24 protein-coding genes are annotated in these 21,886 nt (G+C 33.5%); 18 read left to right on the top strand and 6 right to left on the bottom strand.

The window, feature by feature from the left end; all coding sequences use genetic code 11:
* The first annotated feature begins 68 nt into the window (after positions 1–68).
* The 8 genes from ACMGE9_RS06210 to ACMGE9_RS06175 all read left to right on the top strand — a co-directional run bounded on the left by ACMGE9_RS06210 (position 69) and on the right by ACMGE9_RS06175 (position 7,043).
* Positions 69–515 (top strand): MarR family winged helix-turn-helix transcriptional regulator, encoded by a 447-nt coding sequence (locus tag ACMGE9_RS06210; RefSeq protein WP_414044370.1) that lies wholly within the window; start codon positions 69–71, stop codon positions 513–515.
* A gap of 70 nt (positions 516–585) precedes the next feature.
* A complete protein-coding gene (locus ACMGE9_RS06205) occupies positions 586–930 on the top strand; it encodes a hypothetical protein (RefSeq protein WP_414044369.1) in 345 nt (114 codons plus the stop codon).
* Between the two features lie 71 nt (positions 931–1,001).
* Complete coding sequence (locus ACMGE9_RS06200; RefSeq protein WP_414044368.1) at positions 1,002–1,415, top strand: hypothetical protein; 414 nt, start codon at positions 1,002–1,004, stop codon at positions 1,413–1,415.
* Between the two features lie 15 nt (positions 1,416–1,430).
* Entirely contained in the window at positions 1,431–2,015 is a 585-nt protein-coding gene (locus ACMGE9_RS06195) for a DUF1349 domain-containing protein (RefSeq protein WP_414044367.1), read from the top strand.
* 186 nt (positions 2,016–2,201) lie between these two features.
* Positions 2,202–3,503 carry a branched-chain amino acid transport system II carrier protein gene (gene brnQ, locus ACMGE9_RS06190; protein ID WP_414044366.1) on the top strand — a complete coding sequence of 434 codons (1,302 nt, stop codon included), beginning with the start codon at positions 2,202–2,204 and terminating at the stop codon, positions 3,501–3,503.
* A gap of 188 nt (positions 3,504–3,691) precedes the next feature.
* Positions 3,692–5,281 (top strand): ribosomal protection-like ABC-F family protein, encoded by a 1,590-nt coding sequence (abc-f, locus tag ACMGE9_RS06185; protein WP_414044365.1) that lies wholly within the window; start codon positions 3,692–3,694, stop codon positions 5,279–5,281.
* A 221-nt stretch (positions 5,282–5,502) separates the two neighbouring features.
* The gene (locus ACMGE9_RS06180; protein WP_414044454.1) at positions 5,503–6,462 is read left to right on the top strand and encodes a ring-cleaving dioxygenase; all 960 of its coding nucleotides are present in this window, start codon (positions 5,503–5,505) and stop codon (positions 6,460–6,462) included.
* A gap of 11 nt (positions 6,463–6,473) precedes the next feature.
* Positions 6,474–7,043, top strand: a complete 570-nt coding sequence (locus tag ACMGE9_RS06175) for an alpha/beta hydrolase (RefSeq protein WP_414044364.1) — start codon at positions 6,474–6,476, stop codon at positions 7,041–7,043.
* 59 nt (positions 7,044–7,102) lie between these two features.
* Here the strand turns inward: ACMGE9_RS06175 and ACMGE9_RS06170 are convergent, their stop codons facing one another.
* The gene (locus ACMGE9_RS06170) at positions 7,103–9,385 is read right to left on the bottom strand and encodes a nitric-oxide reductase large subunit (protein ID WP_414044363.1); all 2,283 of its coding nucleotides are present in this window, start codon (positions 9,383–9,385) and stop codon (positions 7,103–7,105) included.
* A 259-nt stretch (positions 9,386–9,644) separates the two neighbouring features.
* On the opposite strand from ACMGE9_RS06170, the gene ACMGE9_RS06165 reads away from it, so the two are divergent.
* Positions 9,645–10,568, top strand: a complete 924-nt coding sequence (locus ACMGE9_RS06165) for a hypothetical protein (protein WP_414044362.1) — start codon at positions 9,645–9,647, stop codon at positions 10,566–10,568.
* 75 nt (positions 10,569–10,643) lie between these two features.
* Positions 10,644–11,150, top strand: a complete 507-nt coding sequence (locus ACMGE9_RS06160) for an LURP-one-related/scramblase family protein (protein WP_414044361.1) — start codon at positions 10,644–10,646, stop codon at positions 11,148–11,150.
* A 61-nt stretch (positions 11,151–11,211) separates the two neighbouring features.
* Here the strand turns inward: ACMGE9_RS06160 and ACMGE9_RS06155 are convergent, their stop codons facing one another.
* The gene (locus tag ACMGE9_RS06155) at positions 11,212–12,165 is read right to left on the bottom strand and encodes an NAD(P)-dependent oxidoreductase (RefSeq protein ID WP_414044360.1); all 954 of its coding nucleotides are present in this window, start codon (positions 12,163–12,165) and stop codon (positions 11,212–11,214) included.
* Between the two features lie 587 nt (positions 12,166–12,752).
* Here ACMGE9_RS06155 and ACMGE9_RS06150 point away from each other — a divergent pair.
* The 6 genes from ACMGE9_RS06150 to ACMGE9_RS06125 all read left to right on the top strand — a co-directional run bounded on the left by ACMGE9_RS06150 (position 12,753) and on the right by ACMGE9_RS06125 (position 16,536).
* Positions 12,753–13,217 (top strand): pyrimidine dimer DNA glycosylase/endonuclease V, encoded by a 465-nt coding sequence (locus ACMGE9_RS06150; protein ID WP_414044359.1) that lies wholly within the window; start codon positions 12,753–12,755, stop codon positions 13,215–13,217.
* Positions 13,218–13,277: 60 nt separating this feature from the next.
* Complete coding sequence (locus ACMGE9_RS06145; protein WP_414044358.1) at positions 13,278–14,156, top strand: TPM domain-containing protein; 879 nt, start codon at positions 13,278–13,280, stop codon at positions 14,154–14,156.
* Positions 14,146–14,802: a TPM domain-containing protein gene (locus ACMGE9_RS06140; RefSeq protein WP_414044357.1), complete on the top strand. Its 657-nt coding sequence runs from the start codon at positions 14,146–14,148 to the stop codon at positions 14,800–14,802. Before ACMGE9_RS06145 ends, ACMGE9_RS06140 begins: the two co-directional genes overlap by 11 nt.
* Positions 14,803–14,845: 43 nt before the next feature.
* On the top strand, positions 14,846–15,331 hold the full coding sequence (locus ACMGE9_RS06135; RefSeq protein WP_414044356.1) for a cupin domain-containing protein: 486 nt from the start codon (positions 14,846–14,848) through the stop codon (positions 15,329–15,331).
* Between the two features lie 244 nt (positions 15,332–15,575).
* A complete protein-coding gene (locus tag ACMGE9_RS06130) occupies positions 15,576–15,923 on the top strand; it encodes a hypothetical protein (protein WP_414044453.1) in 348 nt (115 codons plus the stop codon).
* Positions 15,924–16,020: 97 nt separating this feature from the next.
* Positions 16,021–16,536, top strand: a complete 516-nt coding sequence (locus ACMGE9_RS06125) for a PepSY domain-containing protein (protein ID WP_414044355.1) — start codon at positions 16,021–16,023, stop codon at positions 16,534–16,536.
* A 37-nt stretch (positions 16,537–16,573) separates the two neighbouring features.
* Here ACMGE9_RS06125 and ACMGE9_RS06120 read toward each other — a convergent pair whose 3' ends face one another.
* The 4 genes from ACMGE9_RS06120 to ACMGE9_RS06105 all read right to left on the bottom strand — a co-directional run bounded on the left by ACMGE9_RS06120 (position 16,574) and on the right by ACMGE9_RS06105 (position 19,682).
* Complete coding sequence (locus tag ACMGE9_RS06120) at positions 16,574–16,897, bottom strand: branched-chain amino acid transporter permease (RefSeq protein WP_414044354.1); 324 nt, start codon at positions 16,895–16,897, stop codon at positions 16,574–16,576.
* Positions 16,894–17,598: an AzlC family ABC transporter permease gene (locus ACMGE9_RS06115; protein ID WP_414044353.1), complete on the bottom strand. Its 705-nt coding sequence runs from the start codon at positions 17,596–17,598 to the stop codon at positions 16,894–16,896. Before ACMGE9_RS06115 ends, ACMGE9_RS06120 begins: the two co-directional genes overlap by 4 nt.
* Positions 17,599–17,701: 103 nt before the next feature.
* Positions 17,702–19,003 (bottom strand): PepSY-associated TM helix domain-containing protein, encoded by a 1,302-nt coding sequence (locus ACMGE9_RS06110; protein ID WP_414044352.1) that lies wholly within the window; start codon positions 19,001–19,003, stop codon positions 17,702–17,704.
* A gap of 130 nt (positions 19,004–19,133) precedes the next feature.
* Entirely contained in the window at positions 19,134–19,682 is a 549-nt protein-coding gene (locus ACMGE9_RS06105) for a histidine phosphatase family protein (RefSeq protein ID WP_414044351.1), read from the bottom strand.
* A gap of 281 nt (positions 19,683–19,963) precedes the next feature.
* Between ACMGE9_RS06105 and ACMGE9_RS06100 the strand changes: the two genes are divergently transcribed.
* A complete protein-coding gene (locus ACMGE9_RS06100) occupies positions 19,964–20,794 on the top strand; it encodes a phosphate acyltransferase (protein WP_414044350.1) in 831 nt (276 codons plus the stop codon).
* Complete coding sequence (gene buk, locus ACMGE9_RS06095; protein WP_414044349.1) at positions 20,794–21,870, top strand: butyrate kinase; 1,077 nt, start codon at positions 20,794–20,796, stop codon at positions 21,868–21,870. Before ACMGE9_RS06100 ends, buk begins: the two co-directional genes overlap by 1 nt.
* Positions 21,871–21,886 lie beyond the last annotated feature (16 nt).

Raw genomic sequence — 21,886 nt, 5'->3', positions numbered from 1 at the left:
TATAATTAATTAAGTCAATAATTACAACTTACTAATTATAAATAAATCGTGAACGATTGGAGGACATTATGGATACTAAAGGAAATAACTTGTCAAAACAATTATGCTTTTCATATTATAATGTCAACAGACTATTTAATCAGTTTTATAAAACATCATTAAAGAATTTCAAGTTAACATATACCCAGTATCTTGCATTAGTGAGCTTATGGGAGAACCCAAGTCAAACATTACATGAATTAGGTAAAGAATTAGACCTTGCGAGTAATACATTAACGCCGTTACTCAAGCGACTAGAAGAAAAGGGATATGTGGTAAGACTTCGTCCCGAAAAAGATAAACGGCAGTTAATTGTGCAATTAACTGAAGCAGGACGTGCGTTACAATATGATGTAGAAAATCACTTAATAACATGTTTCTCATCAATAGAAGGATTAACTGCAGAGAAAGCAATGGGCTTAATTGAAGAGAACAATAGAATTATTGAGCAACTTCAGAAAATATCATTAAAATAAATCGTAAGCAAGTATAAGTAGAAATATCAGTGTTATAATGACAATAAATTTTGAGATAGAGGTGTGTAGTATGTTAAAAGACAAATTAGATGAAATTTTTGTTGATGAAATACAATTAAACGAAGAGGTTATTAGTACGAAGTTTTATGAGATGATTAAGAGATTATCACCAGAAGATGCGTATCAATTAATCGATGAGGCGGTAGCGTATTTACTTGAATTACGAGATGGAGAAGCAATTGCTTATATGTTAGAGTTCATCTCCAGCCTTTATGGAATCGCGGGGACGAATGAACTATCAGATTTACATGATTTAAAAGCTTCGGTGATTGATCGCCAAGTTGAAATGTATGGCAATCCGTTTACGCACAATGTACTCAATAACTTAAAAAGAGAGTTAGGAACAGCGAAATAAAATATCCACATTTTTGAAATACAATTTATGGTTTGTTACAATGATTTTAACAAATTATAGGAGTGGAACCTATGGATCAAAGAGAGTTTATCGAAGCAAGAAATGAATTAGAAGCTGCACTTAGGAATATACAAGACCTTAAGAATCCAATGAAAGATGCAAATGCTTGGAGTTGGTTTGATTTATTAGGTAGCTCTGGTGTCATGAGTTACTTTAAGCGTAATAAGATTAAAGAAATCAATGAACATGTCTCAAGTTTACAAAACAATTTAAATGTTGCAGTTCAAGAATTGAAAGATATTGATTTGAATGTCGATTTAAGGATTTCTGATAATGGACAAGATGAAATGCTCGATGTTTGGTTTGATAATATTTTTACAGATGCTAGAGTGCACGGTGAACTTAAAGAACTACAACGCAATTTAGATGAATTAGAGGATCAATTACATAGAATTCTAGATGTGGTTGAGAGAGAAATGAATTGATTGTGAGGTACTAATATGACAACTTTCAATAATTTAGAATGGACGAGAGCATCAAAAGTTTATGAGATAACAGATGAACGTATACAAATCACTACAGAACCCAACACAGATCTATGGCAAAGAACATATTACGGCTTCCAAAATGACAATGCACCTGTACTTCAAATGTCGACGTCAGAAGATTATTTTTCATTTACAGTGAAAACAAATTTTGATACGAAACGTCGCTTTGATCAGTGTGGTGTTGTAATCTATCTAAATAGCGACAATTGGTTGAAAGCTTCAATTGAGTATGAGAATGATGACTTTCAACGTTTAGGTAGTGTTGTTACGAATGCTGGTTACTCGGATTGGGCATCATTTGATATTGATAGCAATATTAAATCCATGTGGTATCGATTAAGTAGACGTGAGAGTGATTATTGTATTGAGTATTCTGAAGATGGTTTAAATTTTAAACAAATGAGAATTGCGCATCTTCATGAAGGACAAGGTGAAATAAAGTTCGGCGTTTATGCATGTTCTCCTGAGGACTCTTCTTTTGAAGCAACTTTCACTGAAATGAATGTAGGGCCATGCCAATGGAAAGCTCATGTTTAATATTTAATTTAGATACTGAAGGTAATTTCAGTATCTTTTTTATTTGAAATAACCATCCAAATCTTTATGAATAAATGCTATAATTTAAAAATTATATATTTTAAAGTAACATTTAAAAGCTTTGGAGGGATTTATATCAACACAAAATCAAAACTATCACTAAAAGAAAACATATTTATTGGATCAATGTTATTTGGCCTTTTCTTTGGTGCAGGTAACTTAATCTTCCCAATTCACTTTGGACAAACGAGTGGTGCGAATGTATGGGTGACGAATTTAGGGTTCTTGATCACAGCTATTGGATTACCGTTCTTAGGGATTATTGCGATAGGTATTTCTAAAACAAATGGTTTATTCGATGTGGCATCACGTGTGAATAAGACGTATGCATATCTGTTTACGATTGCATTATATTTAGTCATTGGACCGCTCTTTGCTTTACCACGTCTTGCAACAGTTTCATTTGAGATTGCATTTACTCCGTTTATTGAAAAAGAAGATGTACGTCTTTATTTATTCATTTTTAGTTTATTATTCTTCATAGTTGCATGGTTCTTTGCAAGAAAACCGTCAAAGATTTTAGATTATATTGGGAAGTTTTTAAATCCATTATTTTTAATACTATTAGGTGGATTATTCTTACTCGCGTTTATCAATCCAATGGGAAGTTTAAATGCACCGATTCAACCAGATTACAAAGAAGGAGCTTTACTTAAAGGTTTTGTTGATGGTTACAATACTTTAGATGCACTTGCTTCTCTTGCTTTTGGTATTATTATCGTCACAACGATTAAAAAACTCGGCGTAACCAACCCAACGGATATTGCAAAAGAAACTGTAAAGTCAGGTGCTATCAGTATTATTTTAATGGGTATAATTTATACACTACTTGCACTGATGGGAACGATGAGTTTAGGCCAGTTTAAAGTGAGTGAGAATGGTGGTGTTGCTTTAGCACAGATTGCACAATATTACCTAGGAAATTACGGCATTATTCTATTATCATTAATTATTATTGTGGCTTGTTTGAAAACGGCAATTGGTTTAATCACAGCATTCTCAGAAACATTTACTGAATTATTCCCAAGTCGCAATTATATTATGTTTGCGAGTGTTGTCAGTATCGTGTCATTTATACTCGCAAATGTTGGCCTAACAAAAATTATTGAATATTCAATTCCTGTCCTGATGTTCTTATATCCACTTGCGATTACGTTAATCTTATTAACGTTGATTAGTAGTTTATTCAATGATTCGAAGATTGTCTACCAGTGGACAACGTTTGTGACAATGTTTGCTGCATTAATCGATGGTATTAAAGCGAGTCCGGCATTTCTATCAAAATCAGGATTTGGTGAAAGTATTACGACATTTGGTGAACGCTACTTGCCATTTTCAGCTATTGGTATGGGTTGGGTATTACCAGCAGTGATTGGATTTATCATAGGGTTTATTTTGTATAAGATGCGTAAACCTGTTAAACTATAAACAAATACTAAAGGAGGCATCAATATTTAGAGATGATCATTCGATAATGAAAACTGAGCAAATTGAATTGCACAACGTTTGAATTATCGGGATAAGTCTGTCTATTTATTGTATGTCTATCGTTTATCATAGGCTTATTTTGTGTATCCCAAACGTTGCGCGGGATACTTTTTTTATGGGGTGAGTTTATGAGGTTAAATAAAACAGATATTTATGCAGGAGAAAAAAGATTGTTTAAAGATTTACATTTTGAAATAGAAGCAGGAGAACACGTTGCATTGCTTGGAAATAATGGGATAGGTAAGACAACAGTGCTGAGTATATTGGTGCAACAAGATGATGAAATCGGTGTGCTAGAACAGCAAATCACAGCTAAAAATATCACCGTTTTAGATTATATTATGCAAGGTAAGCCGGGATTATATCAATTAAAGATGAAGTTGAATGATGATATGAATGCGATGAATAGCTATTTAGACCAAGATGGTTATACTTTTGAGTCTGAGATTATTACGATGATGCATAAGTTTAATCTATCTGAAAGTGATGCAGAACGAGACGTACAATCACTGTCAGGTGGAGAACAAACGAAGGTTTCTTTAATCCGTCTGATACTTTCAGGTAAAACAAAATTTATCTTTGATGAGCCGACAAACCACATTGATGCTGAAACGAAACAGTGGCTAGTGAACTGGATGGCATCAAATGATTATACGATACTTTATGCAAGTCATGATCGTACGTTTATTAACCAAACAGCACATTATATACTTGAACTGACACGTGAAGGGTTAAGAAAGTTTCACATGAAATATGATCAATATAAAACACAAATTGACTTAGAAATAAAAACGAATCAAGCACTTGTAGAAAAAGAGCGTAAGGAAAAGAAACGCATGAAGCAGATGATTCAAGAGATGCGTGAATGGCACCATGAAATGAATCATAAAGCGAGTGTACGTGACTTTAGTGAACAAAAGAAGTTAGCCAAGATGGCTAAACGAATGAAAGCACGCGAATCAAGATTAAATCATGAGATGGCTAATTTTGAAGGAAAAATCGAGAAGGCTGTGCGAACTGAATATGACATTGAAACGAGTGAAATAAATCATAAATATATACTGCAATGCATGGATGTAAGTCATACGTTTCAAAATACTTTGTTTGAACGCGTTAGATTTTCATTAGAGCAAGGGGAAGTCGTGCAAATTGATGGAAAAAATGGATCAGGTAAGTCAACGCTTCTCAAATTAATTATTGGTGAATTACCACTGCAACAGGGTGAAATAAGCATGCCCCCAACACTTGAAATTGGGTACTTCTCGCAGAAACTTGAGAATTTAAATCCGAATCATACGGTATTAGAAGAAATTACTTCACTTGATATTAGTGAAACTGAAGCACGAACGATACTTGCTGCTTTTAGATTTGATGCATCACGTATGGATGATCTTGTTCAAAACTTATCAATGGGTGAAAAGTGTAGACTGTCTTTTGTGAAACTCTATTTCTCCAAAGCACATCTACTTGTACTCGATGAACCAACGAATTATTTCGATATTGAAATGCAAGATATCATTGGTAATTTACTTAAACAATATAAAGGAACGGTACTATTTGTCAGTCACGATGAATATTTTAGTGAGATGATTAAGACGCGTACGCTTACTTTAACAGATAAAACATTGTTAGATTCAAAAGTGATGATTGAAAAAAGCGTTGATACTAATGAATTATCGAAACTATTGCATCGAATTGATGATTTAGAACAACAATAATGACAAAAAGAAAAAGCGATTGAATTTTATTACTAATGACATAGAGTAAAAATTAAGAATTAGATTAAATCGAGGCACTGCCTCGATTTTTATTATGGAGGAATTTATAGGTTGCAGTACCACAAACTTAATGATATATTAAGTATATGAAGTATAATTATTATATCAATAAATCAGTTTGATAAATTATTAAAGAAGAGGAGTGAAATACCATGAACAAAATAAAACAATTAACAGGGATTCACCATGTAACTGCTATTACAAGTAGTGCCGAAAAAATATATGACTTTTTCAACGAAGTTTTAGGTATGAGACTCGTTAAGAAAACAGTTAATCAAGATGATATCAATACGTATCACTTATTCTTTGCAGATGACGAAGGTAATGCAGGTACAGACATGACTTTCTTTGATTTCAAAGGGATTACTAAAGGACAACATGGCACAAATGAAATTGCAAGAACGTCTTTTAGAGTACCAAATGATGCTGCAGTTGAATATTTCTTAGATAGATTTGAAACATTTAATGTGAAGCACGATGGTATTCAAGAGATGTTCGGTAAAAAAATATTGCCATTTGAAGATTTTGACGGACAATTATATCAACTTATCTCTGATGAAAATGATAACGGTGTAGCAGCTGGTGTTGCATGGAAGAATAGTCCAGTACCAGAGGAATTCGGTATTTACGGATTAGGGCCAGTATTTATTACGGTAAACCAATTTACAGCATTCAAATCAGCATTTGAAGCGGTCTATTTATTTAAAGAAACTGCGTCAGAAGGAAATTATCATTTATTTGAAACAGGTGAAGGTGGTAACGGGGCATCAGTGATTATTGTTGATGATACTACAAGTAGAACAGCATACCAAGGGTTCGGTACGATTCACCACGTCGCTTTCCGTGTACCAGATGAAACAGAACTTAGAGCTTGGATTGAACGTTTAGAATCATATAACTTGCCAAACTCAGGGTTTGTAGATCGTTTCTTCTTTAAATCATTATATGCAAGACTGGCAATGCCGATTCTATTTGAAATCGCAACAGATGGTCCAGGATTTATGGGTGATGAGCCTTATGAATCGTTGGGTGAGAAATTATCATTACCTCCATTTTTAGAAGGTCAACGAGAACAAATTGAATCACAAGTAAGACATATTGATACTGTTAGAAGTAAATAAGGAGGAATATCATGAACTACTTTTATCAAAAGAACGATTCAAATGAATTAGTTGTACTATTCCATGGCACTGGTGGAAACGAATATCAATTACTCGGTTTAGCTAACGAGTTATTTCCTGGGAAAGATGTATTAAGCTTTGAAGGGGACAGTGGTGGTGCAATGAGTAGACGTTTCTTTCCACCATTAATCAATGGTGAGATGGATCGTAATGCATATAATGATGCAGTTAGAAGAGTGACAGAAGTGATGAATGGACTAGATATGAATTACGATAAAGTAACATTCTTAGGTTACTCAAATGGAGCTAACTTTATTGTGGGCTTCTTAGAGAATGGATTTGAAATGGATGTAGCGGTACTAATGCATCCGTCAGATTTGAAATATGACGTGACGAATGCCAAACGTGATACGAAAGTAATCATTACTGCAGGCGCAAATGACATGATTGTACCACCAGGACAAGCAAAAGCTTTAGAATTACAATTTAAATCAGGATTCGATGATGTAGACTTTATGCTATTTGATGGTGGACATGAAATTACACAAAAGGAATTAGATCAATTAAAAGCAGTATTATAACCACAAAAAATCAGTTCGCTATGTAGCGAACTGATTTTTTGTGGTTATTGACTTATTCATTATTCAGCTTTTTTAAGGTTTCTAAATGCCCCTAGGACAATCACAAGTAAGATGACTACACCTACTGTGAAAATAATATCCCAAGGCATTCGTCCCCACATAATAAGTGAAACGATAGGTTGGTGATAGAATTCAATTAATCTTGAATGCCAGTAACCATTTTTCAAAGCATCTTGTAACTGAAGGTATCCAACGGGTAGTAAAGTCGCAAATACCATACCAGCAAGACCAATATTTAAACACCAACTTGAAATTTTAATCCATTTTTCTACACGTTCAGTCCAAAAGGATTTATTTGTAATGTTACGCATCACATATAATAATATAGCGATTGAGAACATACCATATACACCTGCCATTGAACCATGTGCATGAGCAGCAGTCCACTGTGTTCCGTGCTCGAAATAATTGATTGCGGGAGCATTAATTAAGAATCCGAGAGCACCCGCACCGATTGCGTTCCAAAGTCCAGTTGATGCTAAGAAAATAAATGTACCTTTATAAGGGAAATCGATATTACTATGCTTATATATTCTATAATGAGAATATGCTTCCCATACGAGTAAGCAGAGAGGAACAACTTCCAATGCAGAAAAACATGCGCCTAATGCTAACCATATTGAATGGTCACCTTGCCAATAATAATGGTGTCCGATACCTACAACACCCGTTCCTAATAATAAGATTAATTGAAAATACAATGCACGTATTGTTGACTGTGATGTAGTAAGTTTCATATCTACCATTAAGAAACCAATTAATATGACTGCAAATGATTCAAAGATTCCTTCTACCCATAGATGAACGATCCACCATCTCCAGTAGTCTGCAAAAGTAACATGAGAATCTGGCATAATAAATAATGAAGCTAAGTAGAATATAGGTATTGCAATAGAGCCAATAAATAGTAGAGCAATTAAATGTTTTTTATCCATATTTGTTTCAAGTTTATTTTTGATTGCAGGTATTAATCCACGACAAAGTATAAATACCCAAAGTAACATGCCAATGATGAATAAGATTTGCCAAAATTTACCCAATTCTATATATTCCCAACCGAAGTGTCCAAACAACCACCAATTTTTATTTAATATACCAAGCGTACTTGCCCATTCACCAAGCATACTTCCTACAGCAACTAATACAAGCGCAATAAATAAAGTATCTACGAGTTTACCTTGGTGTTTAGGTTCTCGTCCTAATACTCGTGGAACAATATAAATACCAGCGGCAAGCCAAGTCGTTGCTACCCAGAAGATAACGAGTTGTAAATGCCATGTTTTTGCAATCGTAAACGGCCAAATCTTTTGTAGAGGAATACCGAAGAATTCATTTTCTACATAATAGTGTGCCATTAGTTCGCCGAGTAATATTTGTACGAGGAAGAGTAACATGACGATAACGAAATATTTAGCTGTTTTACGCTGACTTATTGTTATTGGTAAGTCAGGGTCGATAATCGGCATTTCTTTTTCGTGCGCATAAGTAGGTTCCATATCGAATTGGTACTTTCTTTGGAAATAAATAATAATACCTAATCCTCCAACGAGAAGAGCAACTGATAAAGCCGACCAAATAATAGCTTCGCTTGGCATTGTATTACCTGCATCTTGATCAAATGGCCAGTTGTTAGTATATGAAAAGTCTCTATCCGGTCTATTTGTTGAGGATAACCAAGCACCCCAAAAGAAGAAATTACTTAAGTGATTTATTTTATCTCCTTTAACCATATAATCATCTGTTTTAAATTGAGCAATCACATTTTCAGGTAACCCAGCCTGATCAGGATTATTGATGAATGCTTTTTGATAATATTTTTGTATATATTTTAATCCTGCAACTTGTGCTTTAGTTAAAGTTAAAGTTTGTTTATTTTTATCATAACGATTAATACGTACTTCGTTCTTAACTTTTCCTTTTATTCCTTCTTGCTGTATCTCAGTTAATGACTTAAATGGTTTGTTATAAAGTGTTGTACTGTAATAATTATGCATCCCTATAAGGTAATGATGCAATGATTCAGCAGTATAGTCAGGACCTAAATAAGATCCATTCCCTAAATAAGAACCGTAGTCTGTGAGACCATATTTTTCGAATATAGCTTGACCACTTACAAGTTCAGCTTTAGATACTAATGTTTTTCCGTTTTCGTCTATTATTTTAGCCGGACGCGGGGCTTCATTTTTGAACACGAGAAATCCACCTAGTAGGAGGATTGAGAAGACAATAAGTAAAATACTTACTAAAAGGACGGTAAGTTTTTTGTAAGGATTTTTATGCATAAATTATATCCACTCCTTGTAAATATAGTTTGCGTTAAGCACATAAAATATTACGCTCATAATTTAATTTATCTACAAGAAAATCCATTTGTTCAATAAATAGTCAAAACTTTATTACAAATTTTAAACATATATTTAATATACATCTTTAAAAAAATATTATACAACCCTGTATCCGAAGTTATAAGTATGAGGAAAAATTCGTTATAATTAAGTTATTATAGAGTATAAAAACATTCTTTTTTAAAAGGGGATAATTATGAAAACTGTAGCGCAGTTAATCAATAAATTACCAGAAGTATTAAGAGAGCATGTTATTAAATGTGATTTAGATGAAGTAATGGGTTATTTCTTTGAAGACGGGGTGACTGATATCGATTCTGCATATCTCGTTTCTGTTATTGCAACGCATATCGATACGGTAATTTCACATAGAATGGCTGAAAGTGTGTTTGAACATGCATTAAATTGGCTGCCAACTTCATTTGATTTAGCTGCATATCATGGTTTTAGAATATTAGAATTAAAAGACTTTAAAGATGTAGACGCAATGAAAGGTTATATCGGTAATGCCGAACATCCTGATTATGATGTTATATCAAATGCTCGCTTTAGATTTGTAGCAGATAAGATCAAAGTAATCGAACCGAATTACAAGTGTCCAATACCTGATAATGTTCATGAGATTGAGCTGCCAGATATACTGGATAAAAAAGTGATGAAAGCAATGAAAAATAAGACGTATGGCTTCAAAGGTGCTCAATTTGGGATAACGAGAAAAGCTTTTGAAGATATTTTTGGACAACCGACTGATCTTCATAAAAATAATCGTAATGAATTATCTATAGTATCCTTTTATCGCAGTAGATATAAAAATACGATTTTTGCAGCTGTCTTTAAAGGTTCAGAAGACATGTCAGAATTAGATTATCAATTAACAGAGGTTAATTATTATTATAGTAAGCATCAAGAAATCAGTAAGAAAATGTTTAAAAACATATGGGGGAAACCTGGATTTAAATTTGAAGAACATGACGTTAAATATTATCAATATGATTATGTTCATGTGTTATTAGAGAAACATTGGGATGATAAGTTTCACGTGAAACAAATATGTTATGGTGAGAAAGTATTTGAAAGTAAGCATGATATTAAGAAAAGCATGATATTAGAAGATGAATGAATGTGTAATTTTTCAATAAATAATTTGAATACGTTATACTATAATTGAATACTTTGGAATAGGAGGCTTTTAATAATGAGACTTTATGCAAAGAAAAAGGTATTATCTTGGACACAAGACTTTACGATTATGAATGAATTAGATGAAGTGGTCTACACAGCGAAAGGACAGCACGATTTATTAGGACGTAGAAAGTTAAGAATCTTAGATAGATTTGGTAACGAACTTGCTTTTATTAAACAACGTGCTGCTGCATTTTCAACTACGATGGATGTAATGATAAATGGGAATGAAACAATGACGATTCGTAAAAAGATGATGTCGTTTCGTCCAACGTTCTTAATTGAAGGTGAAGATTGGATTGTACGCGGGAATTTCTTAAACTATGAGTATGTGATTGAAGATGGTCAAGGTCGCACAGTAGCTGAAATTAGTAAGCAGTTCTTCCAATGGAGAGATACGTTTGGTATCGACATTATTGATGAAAGTGCGAATGTTGCACATGTTATTGCGGTAGTGATGGCGATTCATACAGATATGCAAGCGGGTAATACGACAGCAGCTACGTCAGCAACATTTTAATTGAAATAACAAAGAAAAAGAAGAAATCAACAATTGTTGGTTTCTTCTTTAATTTGAATTACTAATTCACAATATAATCTGGTGTTTCATTATTCAATTTCTTATATACATTTTGTGTAACGATATCAGCCATCATATCACGGGCTTCAAATGTTGCGTTACCAATATGAGGCGTGATGACAACATTGTCTAATTTTTTAAGTTTGTCATTGATTTCAGGTTCAAATTCAAATACATCAAGTGCTGCACCTTCAATCACTTTCGCTTCTAAGGCATCTGCAAGTGCCGCTTCATGTACTACAGGTCCTCGAGATGCATTGACTAAGTATGCAGTGGGTTTCATCATTTCAATTTGTGCTTTATCAATCATGTGTTTCATTGAAGGATTATACGCTGAGTTAATTGTAACGAAGTCTGATTGTTGAAGTAACTCTTCAAGTGATACATATTTCGCGCCAGTTGCTGCTTCACGATCCTCATGACGATTTGGTCCAGTATATAGAATGTCCATATCGAATCCTTTTGCTCGGCGTGCGACTGCTTGTCCTATTTCACCTAATCCGATAATACCGATTGTCTTCCCTGAAACTTCACGACCACGGAAGTATAGAGGTGCCCATCCATTAAATCCAGTTGTACGGCATACTTTATCACCTTCAACAACGCGTCTTGCTGCTGCAAGTAAAATAGCAAATGTAAGATCTGCTGTCGCATTCGTTGATGCTTTTGGAGTATTCGTTACATCAATATCTTTTGCTCGCGCATACTCACCATCGATATTGTTAAATCCAGCACCATAGTTTGCAATAATTTTTAAGTTCGGTGCGGCATCAATCACTTCTTTATCAACGTTGGTAGAAAGTAAACTAATCAATGCATCTTTGTCAGCAATGCGTGTAATCAATTCTTCCTTTGAAATTAATGTATCACCTTCAAATACATCTACCATGTCGAAATTTTGATTTAAGAACGCAAGTCCTTTTTCTGGTATTTCACCTGCGACTAATACTTTCATATATATTCCTCCTAAGATTGCTTCATATCGATATATTTATTGTAGCAAACATAAAATAATTTTACATGACACAAGGTATTGGAGACTTTAGATATAATTCAAGGTATGTTGTAGAATAGAATAAAAGGTATATGGTTAATGAATTAGAATTAATCATTTTGAAGTTGAGAGTTTTCATGAGGAGAGGGTTATCATTTTAGTTAGGGGTATATTTTCAGGCATGGTGCTATATGGAATGATTATTTTATGCGATTTGTTGTTCGGTACAAACATGGAGCGTTTGCTTTTAAATATTGATTTTGTTACACGTAAGCCGCATACGGTATTTATGCTAGAATTGATCCCTCATTTATTTGTTAGTGTTGTGTTATATATGATTTTTTCAAGAATTTATATAAATAAGCGTTTATATAAATTAGGCATCATGATCTCTATATTTATGTTTGCTGTATTGTACTTTCAATTGCATCATCTGTCAGTTTACATCAATTTTCAAGTAACGGCTCTATCATTTGTAATATGGATGGGTACGCACTGTATATATTTAGTTATTGTACATACATTGTTAAAACGAGGGAGTTTTGGGCATGCAAATATTTCGAATTAGTAGTAATCATAGAAGATCTGCAATGTACTTGGATAATCGAAGACTATCAAAACAAGTGCTTGAACTCTATCAAATCATCCGAGTATGCTTAGCAGCGTTGAATATCATTGAGGGAAATACAAGATACTTAAATCATCCGATAGTAAAGCATGTCTATAATGATGGACACCCTTATATTATTGATTGCTTTTTGATGCTTACAATAATGGATGAAGAACATAGAAGGCGTGGTGGAAATCGTTCTGAAACATTCCAACAATATTTACAACGGTTAAAGGACATTATTGATGATAATATCAATTTATTTTCCAATGAAACAATGCCACCTTACTATGTATTTGGGACAGATAAAATATATGGCGATCAAGTATTTGATGCTTATAGAAATTTATTACATCAAAAGTGGAAACAGGATAAAATTGCACCAAGATGTGGTATTAAATAGAAGTTTACTAAGTGCATTTTGCACTATATATTTAAAGTAATACATAACAGGGAGCAGCCAATGAAAAAAATAATACTTTTTGTTTTATTTTGTTTTTGGATTATGCCACAAGAAGCGCTAGCGATAGATCAACCTTTACCTAAGCTTAATCAGGAGCATATCTTTATTCAAGACTATGCACAATTGTTGGGTGATAGCGAAATTAAGCGATTGAATGATTTAGGAGAAGACTTAGAAAAACAAACTGGGATTGAATTGTTACTCGTAACAATGAATGAAGTAGAGGAACCAAGAAGAGATTATGCCCTTAGATTACTCCGTGAACATGGCGTTGGGAAGAAAGAGTATAACAACGGTATTGTTATGTTCTTAAATTTAGATAAAAAGAATAATCATTATGATCGTGGTGTTGAAATTCAAATAGGTTACGGACTAGAAGGGTATTTCAATGATGCTAGAGTTGGAGAAATCATTGATAAGAATGGATTAGAGGCATTAAAAAAAGAGCAATATGCAACGGGTTTAAAAACCCTATATACAACAATGTATGACGAAAGTTTTATCGCTAATAAAAAGATAGATAAAAAAGAAGTATCTGAAGATTTAATGCATATAAAAGCTGGAGAACCTATACCGGTAAAAATCACTTTATCTTTAGTTCTTGGTTATGTAGCGAGCATAGGTTTATTTGGTATATTATGGCCACTCATTGGTGCTTTTGCACTTTATTCTGCCATAAAGAGTAGGCGTGAGTATATTGATTATAGTCAATATCCATCAGTACAAGGTAGAATAACGTCAACACATACAAGAAATGTTAAGCATAGCTCGGGTAGTAAAAATCGAGGATCAAGTACTTCTCGTTCAAAAACTTCAGATAGTAAACGTTCTTTTGGAGGTGGTTCAGGCGGTGGAGGAGGTGCAGGACGTGGTTTCTAAAGGAATTAAAATAGTAATGATAATTATAGTGTTGTTCACGTTAACATCTAGACCCGTATATGCATTTGGAGACCTAGAGAGCTTACCAAAACTAAATGAAGAACATTTGAATTTTCTTGATTTAGCACGCGTATTTTCTGAAGATGAACTACTATCTTTGTCAAGAGAAGCATCACAAATACCATTTTCGATTGATATAATGTTAGTGACTGAAAAAGAAATGAATGAACCCATTTCAGTTCGAGCAAATAGAATGTTTGAAGGTTACGGATTAAATAAAGAATATCGTAATGGGATGATTATATTGTTTAATCAGCAAGAGGGAAAAGTAGTTGTTAAAACAGATAAGCAGATTGGTGCGTACTTTACGGAAAAGAAATTGAAAGAAATGATTGAATCGGCTACGAATCAGGCATTTAATAAAGAAGAATATGATATAGGTCTAACTACTTTGTATAATTCAATAAAAGCGGACTTGCCTAACGCTAAAAAATATATAGATACGCATAAAATAAAATATGTTAAAAATGAAGAAATTAATCAACAAACAAGTATTCCTATTTTAGATAATTGGTTAATATTCGGATTAATTAGTGGTTTTGTGATGATGGGCTTGGCTTTTATTGTAACGCTAATTAGAAAGTGAAGATTCAAAAAATATAAAATAAAAATAGTAAAAGAGGTAAAGCATGAATAAATTACAATTGATAAAACATTTGAATATGGAGCCTCATCCTGAAGGTGGGTTCTATTTTGAGTCTTATCGTTCAAACGAAGCGTCTCAAGATGGTAGGGCAGCTTATACAAGTATTTATTTCTTGTTAGAAGCTGGGAACATCTCGCATTTCCATCGGATTGATTCTGATGAGTTATGGTACTATCAAGGTGGCGACTCACTCACAGTACATATGATCCATAATGATGGTAAGTATGAAGCGGTGAAGTTAGGATTAGATGTTGCAAATGGTGAAGTGCCACAATTCTTAGTTCCAAAGAATACAATCTTCGCCTCAAGTGTTGAAGATGATAATGCATGGAGTTTCGTTGGTTGCATGGTATCACCTGGATTTACATTTGAGGGATTTGAATTATTTACGAAAGCTGAATTAAAGCAAGATTTCCCACAATTAGAAGACGTGATTGAAAAGTATGCTTTAGAGAGTGTGGAGAAATAAAAAGGTTGTTAATAAATAGAGGATTAGAACCTATTTTGTTCTAATCCTCCTGTTTTTGATTCAACTTTTGTGCCTACTTTTGTGTCATTTGTTTCTTTGCCACATCCAGTTAGTAATAGTGTTGTCGTAAGAGTAGTAAATATATATTTTAATAACATTTATAAATAGTTAAGATAATAATATTAAAACATTAGACAGTGTTATACCTTGAGAAAAGGAAATGAAAGGGATGATAAATTTGAAAATGATGATTAGAATCATACTAGGTTTAGGTTTCACAACAGCAGGTATACTCCATTTCCTAAGAGAAACTAATTTTACGAAAATTGTTCCGAGCTATTTGCCATTTAAAAAGGAAATCGTCTATATTTCCGGGGTAATGGAAGTTATGATGGGAATTTATTTAATCTTTAAAAAGCCAAATGAGATGGCTAAAAATTTAATCAATGCATTTTTACTGGGTGTTTTCCCGGCAAATATTTATATGGCAAGAAAAGAAATGCCATTAGGTGATAAACAACTACCTAAATCAGCATTATATGGGAGACTACCATTACAGTTTGTGTTGATGAAAGTAATTAAAAATTTATAATAGAATCAATTCAATTAACCTATTATCATTATATTTGTTTAAATTTATAATTTTTTGGGAATAAAAATTTTATAATCCCAAAAGGAGCTGAACATAAATGAACAAATATATTAAAAAATCATCAGCACTTATATTAGGTGCATCACTATTATTAGGTGCTTGTGGAAATGAAGAAGAAAAAACAACAGATTATAAAGCGGTAAAAACAGATGTAAATGAAGCAATTGAAACTGCACAAAAAGAAGTTAAAGGTGAAGTAGAAAGCATTTCATTTGGCTTTGATGACAAAGATAAAAAATGGGCATATGACGTTAATTTAAGAGGTGGCAATGAATCTCATGAGATAACAATTGATGCTGATACTAATAAAGTGCTTAACAAGGAGTCAGAGAAAGAGAACGATAAATTTACACCTATTCAATATAAAGATGTAACGCCAGTAGAAGATGTCATTGAAGTAGCTCAAAAAGAGTTTGATGGCAATGTTAAAGAGTGGAGTTTAGATGAAGATAATGGTGTTGTAAAATACGATATTGAACTTGATAAAGATGGGAAATCAAAAGAGTTTGAAATCGATGGGAAAACTAAAAAAATTATTAAACAAGAATCATAAAATTATTAAGCTACAGTTCATTAGAACTGTAGCTTTTTTAAATTAATCTCAACACAATCATATAATAAATTGTACCGATTGAAATAGAGAGTAACATATTGCGTTTCCAAGCATGTAAAACAATAATTAAAGTAATTGCTAATACAGCTGGAATATTGGCTGAGGGTATCAACCACTTAATATCTTTTAAAGCATATACAACGAGTAAGGCGAACACTGCAGGAGGTAATACACGACCCATATATTCGATTATTTCTGGCAATGGTTTATCATCTTTAAATATCATAAAGGGTAAGTATCTTGTTATCATAGTGGCAAGTACAACGCAAAATATAATAATGAGTTGTTGTCCTAATGTCATGCTTTATCACCTATTTCAGTTAATGGTCGTTTAAATAATATAAATACAACGAGTAATGCAATCATTGTAGGTAATACAAAGTATGATGCGCCAAATATAATAAAACAGATGATTGATATCAGAACACCAAGTGACGCAAAGCGCTTACCACCTTTGTACCATTGTTCTAGAAATATGACTAAGAAAAGAGCGGCCATTACAAACTCTAAACCTTCTAAATTAAATGTAATTAAACTACCGAGTATGCTACCTAAAAAAGACCCCATAACCCAATAAATGTGGTTGAAGAGTGTAACGTAGAACATTACTAGCCCTTTATCTACGCCTTGAGGGACATTAATCGTTTGATTAATTACGAATGTTTCGTCACACATACCAAATATTAAGTATCCTTTTTTCTTACCTATTCCTCGGAAGTGATCTAACATAGAAATACCATAAAATAAATGACGTGCATTAATCATCAGCGTTAGTATGAATGCACTCAATGGATTAAATGTGCCGACAAGCATGGTCGCTGCAACGAATTCTACTGAGCCAGCAAATATGACTGCACTCATCAACACTGCCATCCAAGCTGGATGTCCTAGTGATGTCATATACATACCAAATGTGATGCCAAGGAAAATAAAGCCTGTAAGGATCGGAATGGTCGAAGGAAATGCAGTTTTAATGGCCTTTGTATGTATTTGATTTTCCATAGAACCACCCCTTTGAAGATATAATTACTAATCTTACAGCATTGATTACAAAATATTCAAACAACTTTACTCAAGAAAAACACAGTTGAAGATCTCAACTGTGTTATATGGCATATTTCTTCTTAGTTAGTAATAATATAAGCTCTGTTATTGCTATCGCAATTAAAGATAAACCGAATAATGGCATTAATATACCCATGGCGATTAATAATGTCACAAAGAACCACGTGTACTTCATATAAGGTTGTGCTTTAGGTGTTGATAGTTTACCTTTCTGTTTACGCATAAAGTAAATCTTAATACCAAAGAAAGTGAGTACTAATAATCCAGCAAGGAATAATAAATTAACCACTTTATTCACTAACCCAAATAGATTTCCTTCATGTAATGGTATTCCTACTGCGATAAATTTCGCAAGAGGACCATAATCATTAAAGTTATAAATTGCAAGTTTCATTCCTGAATATTGATCAAGGTGTATTGTTCGTTCTTCTAGGGGATTCGCATCAAGACCAGTCACACCAGTACCTGCTGCTTTAGATAATACATATGTCCCTTTATCATCCATCGGGACTGTTATGCTAAAAGGCTTCTTAAATCCTTCTTCTTTCGCAATTTCATTTATATGTGAAATTGGTAGTTGATTCCCTTCGTGTGATTTTGAATCAGTATGTTCCCCTCGAGTTGCCCAAGCAATCTCGTTATTAGAAACAGGCGGTGTCTTCACTGATTCCGGATAACCGACAAGTGAATTATTCACTGCAAAGTCATATATTTTAGCACCCATGAAACCTGACCATGGCAGACCTGTTAAGACGATTAATAACAATGGAATGCTGAGGACTGTACCAAGCATTGCATGAAACTTTGCTTGATTCTTACGTTTAATCTTTGAAGTGCTGTTCGTAATATATTTACGGAAAAACGTCATAAATAATCCAGTAATAATCAAGAATATTGCCCAACAAGACGCAAGTTCAACTAAGTAATTAATAAATGTATTACCTGTCAATAAGTTAGAATGCATTTCACGAGAGAAATTTGAGAATAACTTTGAAGGAGCAATTTCACCTTTGACTTGGTTATGATGATCTAAATATACAACCTTTGATGCATCATTTGGCCCCATAATTGATACGCGTGTATTGTAATCATCTTTCAAAAAACTTATCTTCATGACATGGAAACCAGGATGACTATTTAATATATCATCAATTCCATCATTTAAAGATTGTTCTGGCTTATTCGTTTGTTCGAATAATAAATCGTGGTTCATTTTGTTTTCAACTTCTGGATAGAATAAATACATGATACCTGAAATACTTAAAGTAATGAGTAATGGTGTAATGAATATTGCAGCATAAAAGTGCCATCTCCAAAACACATTGTTAAAATATTTTTTCACAAACTTTCCTCCATAATTTCACAAGATAAAACAAATGATAGCATAAGCAAAAAAGAAAATACTCACAAGAATGTGAAATTAATTGGTCAGAAATATGAATATTTTGTGTATATACATTTGAGATGCATATTTATTCTACTTCAACAACAATGAATTGTCCTGTACGGATTTTGAAATGTACATATCTGTTTGTAAATGTTTTGTTGTGAATAATGCAAAGGAGTGCATCTATAACACCTTGGTGGGTAATAACAAGAACAGTGTCGGTACTATGATAGATTTCTATGAAAGTTTTATACCAACGATTAATTCTTTCAAAGAAAGCTTTTGGGCTTTCTCCTCCAGGATACGGCTCATCCCAAGCTAGTGAATTCCAAAACAAATCTGGGAATTGTGTTAATGCTTGGTCATTATCCATGCCTGCTAGGACGCCATTATTCACTTCTCGCAATCCTGAATCGAAGATAATTTCTTTTAGTGATAATCGATCCTTTAAAATCTCGGCTGTTTGTCTTGTACGCATAATATCACTAGATATAACTGCATCAAAATGAATTTGCTTTAGAGATTTGGATAACGATATTATCTGCACAACACCTTCAGCAATTAAAGGTTCTTCTGACCAACCTCCGCGTTTATCCAATGTATCTTGTCCATGTCTAGCAAGATAGAGTTTCATAATTACTTTCTCCCTTTTTTTGTACACAATTTTAAATGTATTAATAGTATATCAATATTCTTAAATAATCCATAAGACACCACTTTTATTCATTAATATTATATAGATTAAGTAATTGCTTCATATTTAGTCACTAAAACTGAATGGACTACGATTTAATTTTGTTCATATATCTCCATTCCCTTTCCTTTACATATAATTTGGAATGTGAGAAAATACTATCGATATAAAATATCATCTAGTCTTAGTACTAGGTTATAAAAATGAAAGAAGGATAGTACATGATTAAAGTAGCGATTCCAGGTGGATCTAGAGCAGAAATTTTAGATGTAGTAACTAAAGCGAAACAATTATATAAAGATGTCGTATCGTTCTTCGTCTTTGATACTGAAGATAATATTGATACAGACAATGTATGGACATATGAGCAATGTGAGAGTGAGGAAGAGAGTGTAAAGCGTTCGGTTGAAATGGCAGCTGCAGGAGATGCCCAAGTATTGATGAAGGGTATGGTTCAAACTAGTACTGTATTGAAAGAAGTCTTAAAAAAAGAACATCATTTACGTGGGCAATCTGTATTATCGCATGTAGCAATGATTAATTTACCGGGAAATGATAAACCAATTCTGTTAACTGATGCTGCAATGAATATTTCACCAACAACTGAGCAATTAAAACAAATCACGGATAATGTTATTGATGTTTGTCATCGTATCGGAATTTATTGTCCTAAAGTGGCCATGATTAGTTCAGCTGAAACATATAACCCTAAAATGCCTTCTTCAGTATTAGCACATGATGTTACGGAGTTGTTCAAAGGTAGCAAAGATGCAATGGTATCTGGTCCGATATCGTTAGATTTAGCTATTTCAAAAGATGCAGTTGAACATAAAGGATATAAGGGTTCGATTGCTGGTGATGCAGATGTATTAGTTGTGCCAACGATTGATGTTGGTAACGTATTATATAAAGCATTTGCAGTAATCGGAAATGCAGTAATCGGTGGTACGATTGTTGGTGCTAAGATTCCTATTGTATTAACTTCTCGCAGTGATTCTACAGAAAGTAAGTTGTATGCGCTAGACTTTGCTGTACAACAGGTGAGGGATTAATGATGGACGACAAATATATATTAGTTATTAATCCAGGTTCAACCTCTAGTAAGGTTGCTTTATATTGCAGTAATAAATGTGTGGATGAAAGTATCTTTAGATACACGGTAGAAGAGATTGGTAAGTATGACACGATTATGGATCAAGTACCTTTCAGAGAAGAACGTTTAAGAACTTTCTTGGAAACAAATAAAATATATCCAGGTGATTTGGCTGCTGTTGTTGCACGTGGTGGTTTAATGAAATCAATTATTGGAGGAACGTATTTAGTCAGTGATGATATGGTAAGTGACTTGCGTTCAGGGAAATATGGCATGCATGCGTCGAACCTTGGTGCCATTATTGCCAATGATATTGCAATAAAATATGGTGTGAAAGCATATACCGTTGATCCAGTTGTCGTTGACGAATTTGAAGATATTGCACGTATTAGTGGTTATAAAGGTATTGAACGACGCAGTGTATTTCATGCATTAAACCAAAAAGCTGTCGCACGTAAAGTGTTGAAAGAAGAAAAGAAAGATTATTTTGCATCTAATGTAATCGTGACACATATAGGTGGTGGTATTTCAATTGGAGCACACAAGTCAGGTCGCGTGATTGATTGCGTAAATGCTTTTGATGGAGAAGGACCATTTTCTCCTGAAAGAACTGGTGGTTTGCCATTAATCGACTTTGCTAAAAAGATTATTAATGAGAACTTAGACATCCCTCAAGTAAAATCAATACTTGCTGGAGAAGGTGGTATGAAGTCATATTTAGGTGAGATTGATATTAAGACGATTGAACAGAAAGCATTAGCAGGGGAAATAGAATATAAAAATTACTTTGATGGGATGTGTTATCAAATCTCAAAAGGGATTGCTGAAATGGCAGCGGTACTGAAAGGTAAAGTGGATTATATTATATTAACTGGCGGAGTGAGTCACTCAGAGTACGTCGTGAATTATATTAAATCTCATGTAGAATGGATTAGTGAAGTGAAAGTGATGCCAGGAGAAGAAGAATTACTCGCGCTATATGAAGGTGTAATGCGCGTAATTAAAGGTGAAGAAGAAGCAAGAAACTATTCATAATCATGTACAATTTATT

Source organism: Macrococcus animalis (assembly GCF_047425875.1).
Classification (GTDB): Bacteria; Bacillota; Bacilli; order Staphylococcales; family Staphylococcaceae; genus Macrococcoides; species Macrococcoides animalis.
This window is presented reverse-complemented; position numbering and strand designations above follow the sequence as displayed.

Bases quoted from the DNA above. Each gene is read 5' to 3' on its own strand.
- buk (WP_414044349.1), top strand. From the start codon at position 20,794: ATGATGGACGACAAATATATATTAGTTATTAATCCAGGTTCAACCTCT.
- ACMGE9_RS06205 (WP_414044369.1), top strand. From the start codon at position 586: ATGTTAAAAGACAAATTAGATGAAATTTTTGTTGATGAAATACAATTA.
- ACMGE9_RS06105 (WP_414044351.1), bottom strand. From the start codon at position 19,682: ATGAAACTCTATCTTGCTAGACATGGACAAGATACATTGGATAAACGC.
- ACMGE9_RS06135 (WP_414044356.1), top strand. From the start codon at position 14,846: ATGAATAAATTACAATTGATAAAACATTTGAATATGGAGCCTCATCCT.
- ACMGE9_RS06170 (WP_414044363.1), bottom strand. From the start codon at position 9,385: ATGCATAAAAATCCTTACAAAAAACTTACCGTCCTTTTAGTAAGTATT.
- ACMGE9_RS06175 (WP_414044364.1), top strand. From the start codon at position 6,474: ATGAACTACTTTTATCAAAAGAACGATTCAAATGAATTAGTTGTACTA.
- ACMGE9_RS06200 (WP_414044368.1), top strand. From the start codon at position 1,002: ATGGATCAAAGAGAGTTTATCGAAGCAAGAAATGAATTAGAAGCTGCA.
- ACMGE9_RS06160 (WP_414044361.1), top strand. From the start codon at position 10,644: ATGAGACTTTATGCAAAGAAAAAGGTATTATCTTGGACACAAGACTTT.
- ACMGE9_RS06125 (WP_414044355.1), top strand. From the start codon at position 16,021: ATGAACAAATATATTAAAAAATCATCAGCACTTATATTAGGTGCATCA.
- ACMGE9_RS06195 (WP_414044367.1), top strand. From the start codon at position 1,431: ATGACAACTTTCAATAATTTAGAATGGACGAGAGCATCAAAAGTTTAT.
- abc-f (WP_414044365.1), top strand. From the start codon at position 3,692: ATGAGGTTAAATAAAACAGATATTTATGCAGGAGAAAAAAGATTGTTT.
- brnQ (WP_414044366.1), top strand. From the start codon at position 2,202: ATGTTATTTGGCCTTTTCTTTGGTGCAGGTAACTTAATCTTCCCAATT.
- ACMGE9_RS06130 (WP_414044453.1), top strand. From the start codon at position 15,576: ATGATGATTAGAATCATACTAGGTTTAGGTTTCACAACAGCAGGTATA.
- ACMGE9_RS06155 (WP_414044360.1), bottom strand. From the start codon at position 12,165: ATGAAAGTATTAGTCGCAGGTGAAATACCAGAAAAAGGACTTGCGTTC.
- ACMGE9_RS06120 (WP_414044354.1), bottom strand. From the start codon at position 16,897: ATGACATTAGGACAACAACTCATTATTATATTTTGCGTTGTACTTGCC.
- ACMGE9_RS06115 (WP_414044353.1), bottom strand. From the start codon at position 17,598: ATGGAAAATCAAATACATACAAAGGCCATTAAAACTGCATTTCCTTCG.
- ACMGE9_RS06150 (WP_414044359.1), top strand. From the start codon at position 12,753: ATGCAAATATTTCGAATTAGTAGTAATCATAGAAGATCTGCAATGTAC.
- ACMGE9_RS06210 (WP_414044370.1), top strand. From the start codon at position 69: ATGGATACTAAAGGAAATAACTTGTCAAAACAATTATGCTTTTCATAT.
- ACMGE9_RS06165 (WP_414044362.1), top strand. From the start codon at position 9,645: ATGAAAACTGTAGCGCAGTTAATCAATAAATTACCAGAAGTATTAAGA.
- ACMGE9_RS06100 (WP_414044350.1), top strand. From the start codon at position 19,964: ATGATTAAAGTAGCGATTCCAGGTGGATCTAGAGCAGAAATTTTAGAT.
- ACMGE9_RS06145 (WP_414044358.1), top strand. From the start codon at position 13,278: ATGAAAAAAATAATACTTTTTGTTTTATTTTGTTTTTGGATTATGCCA.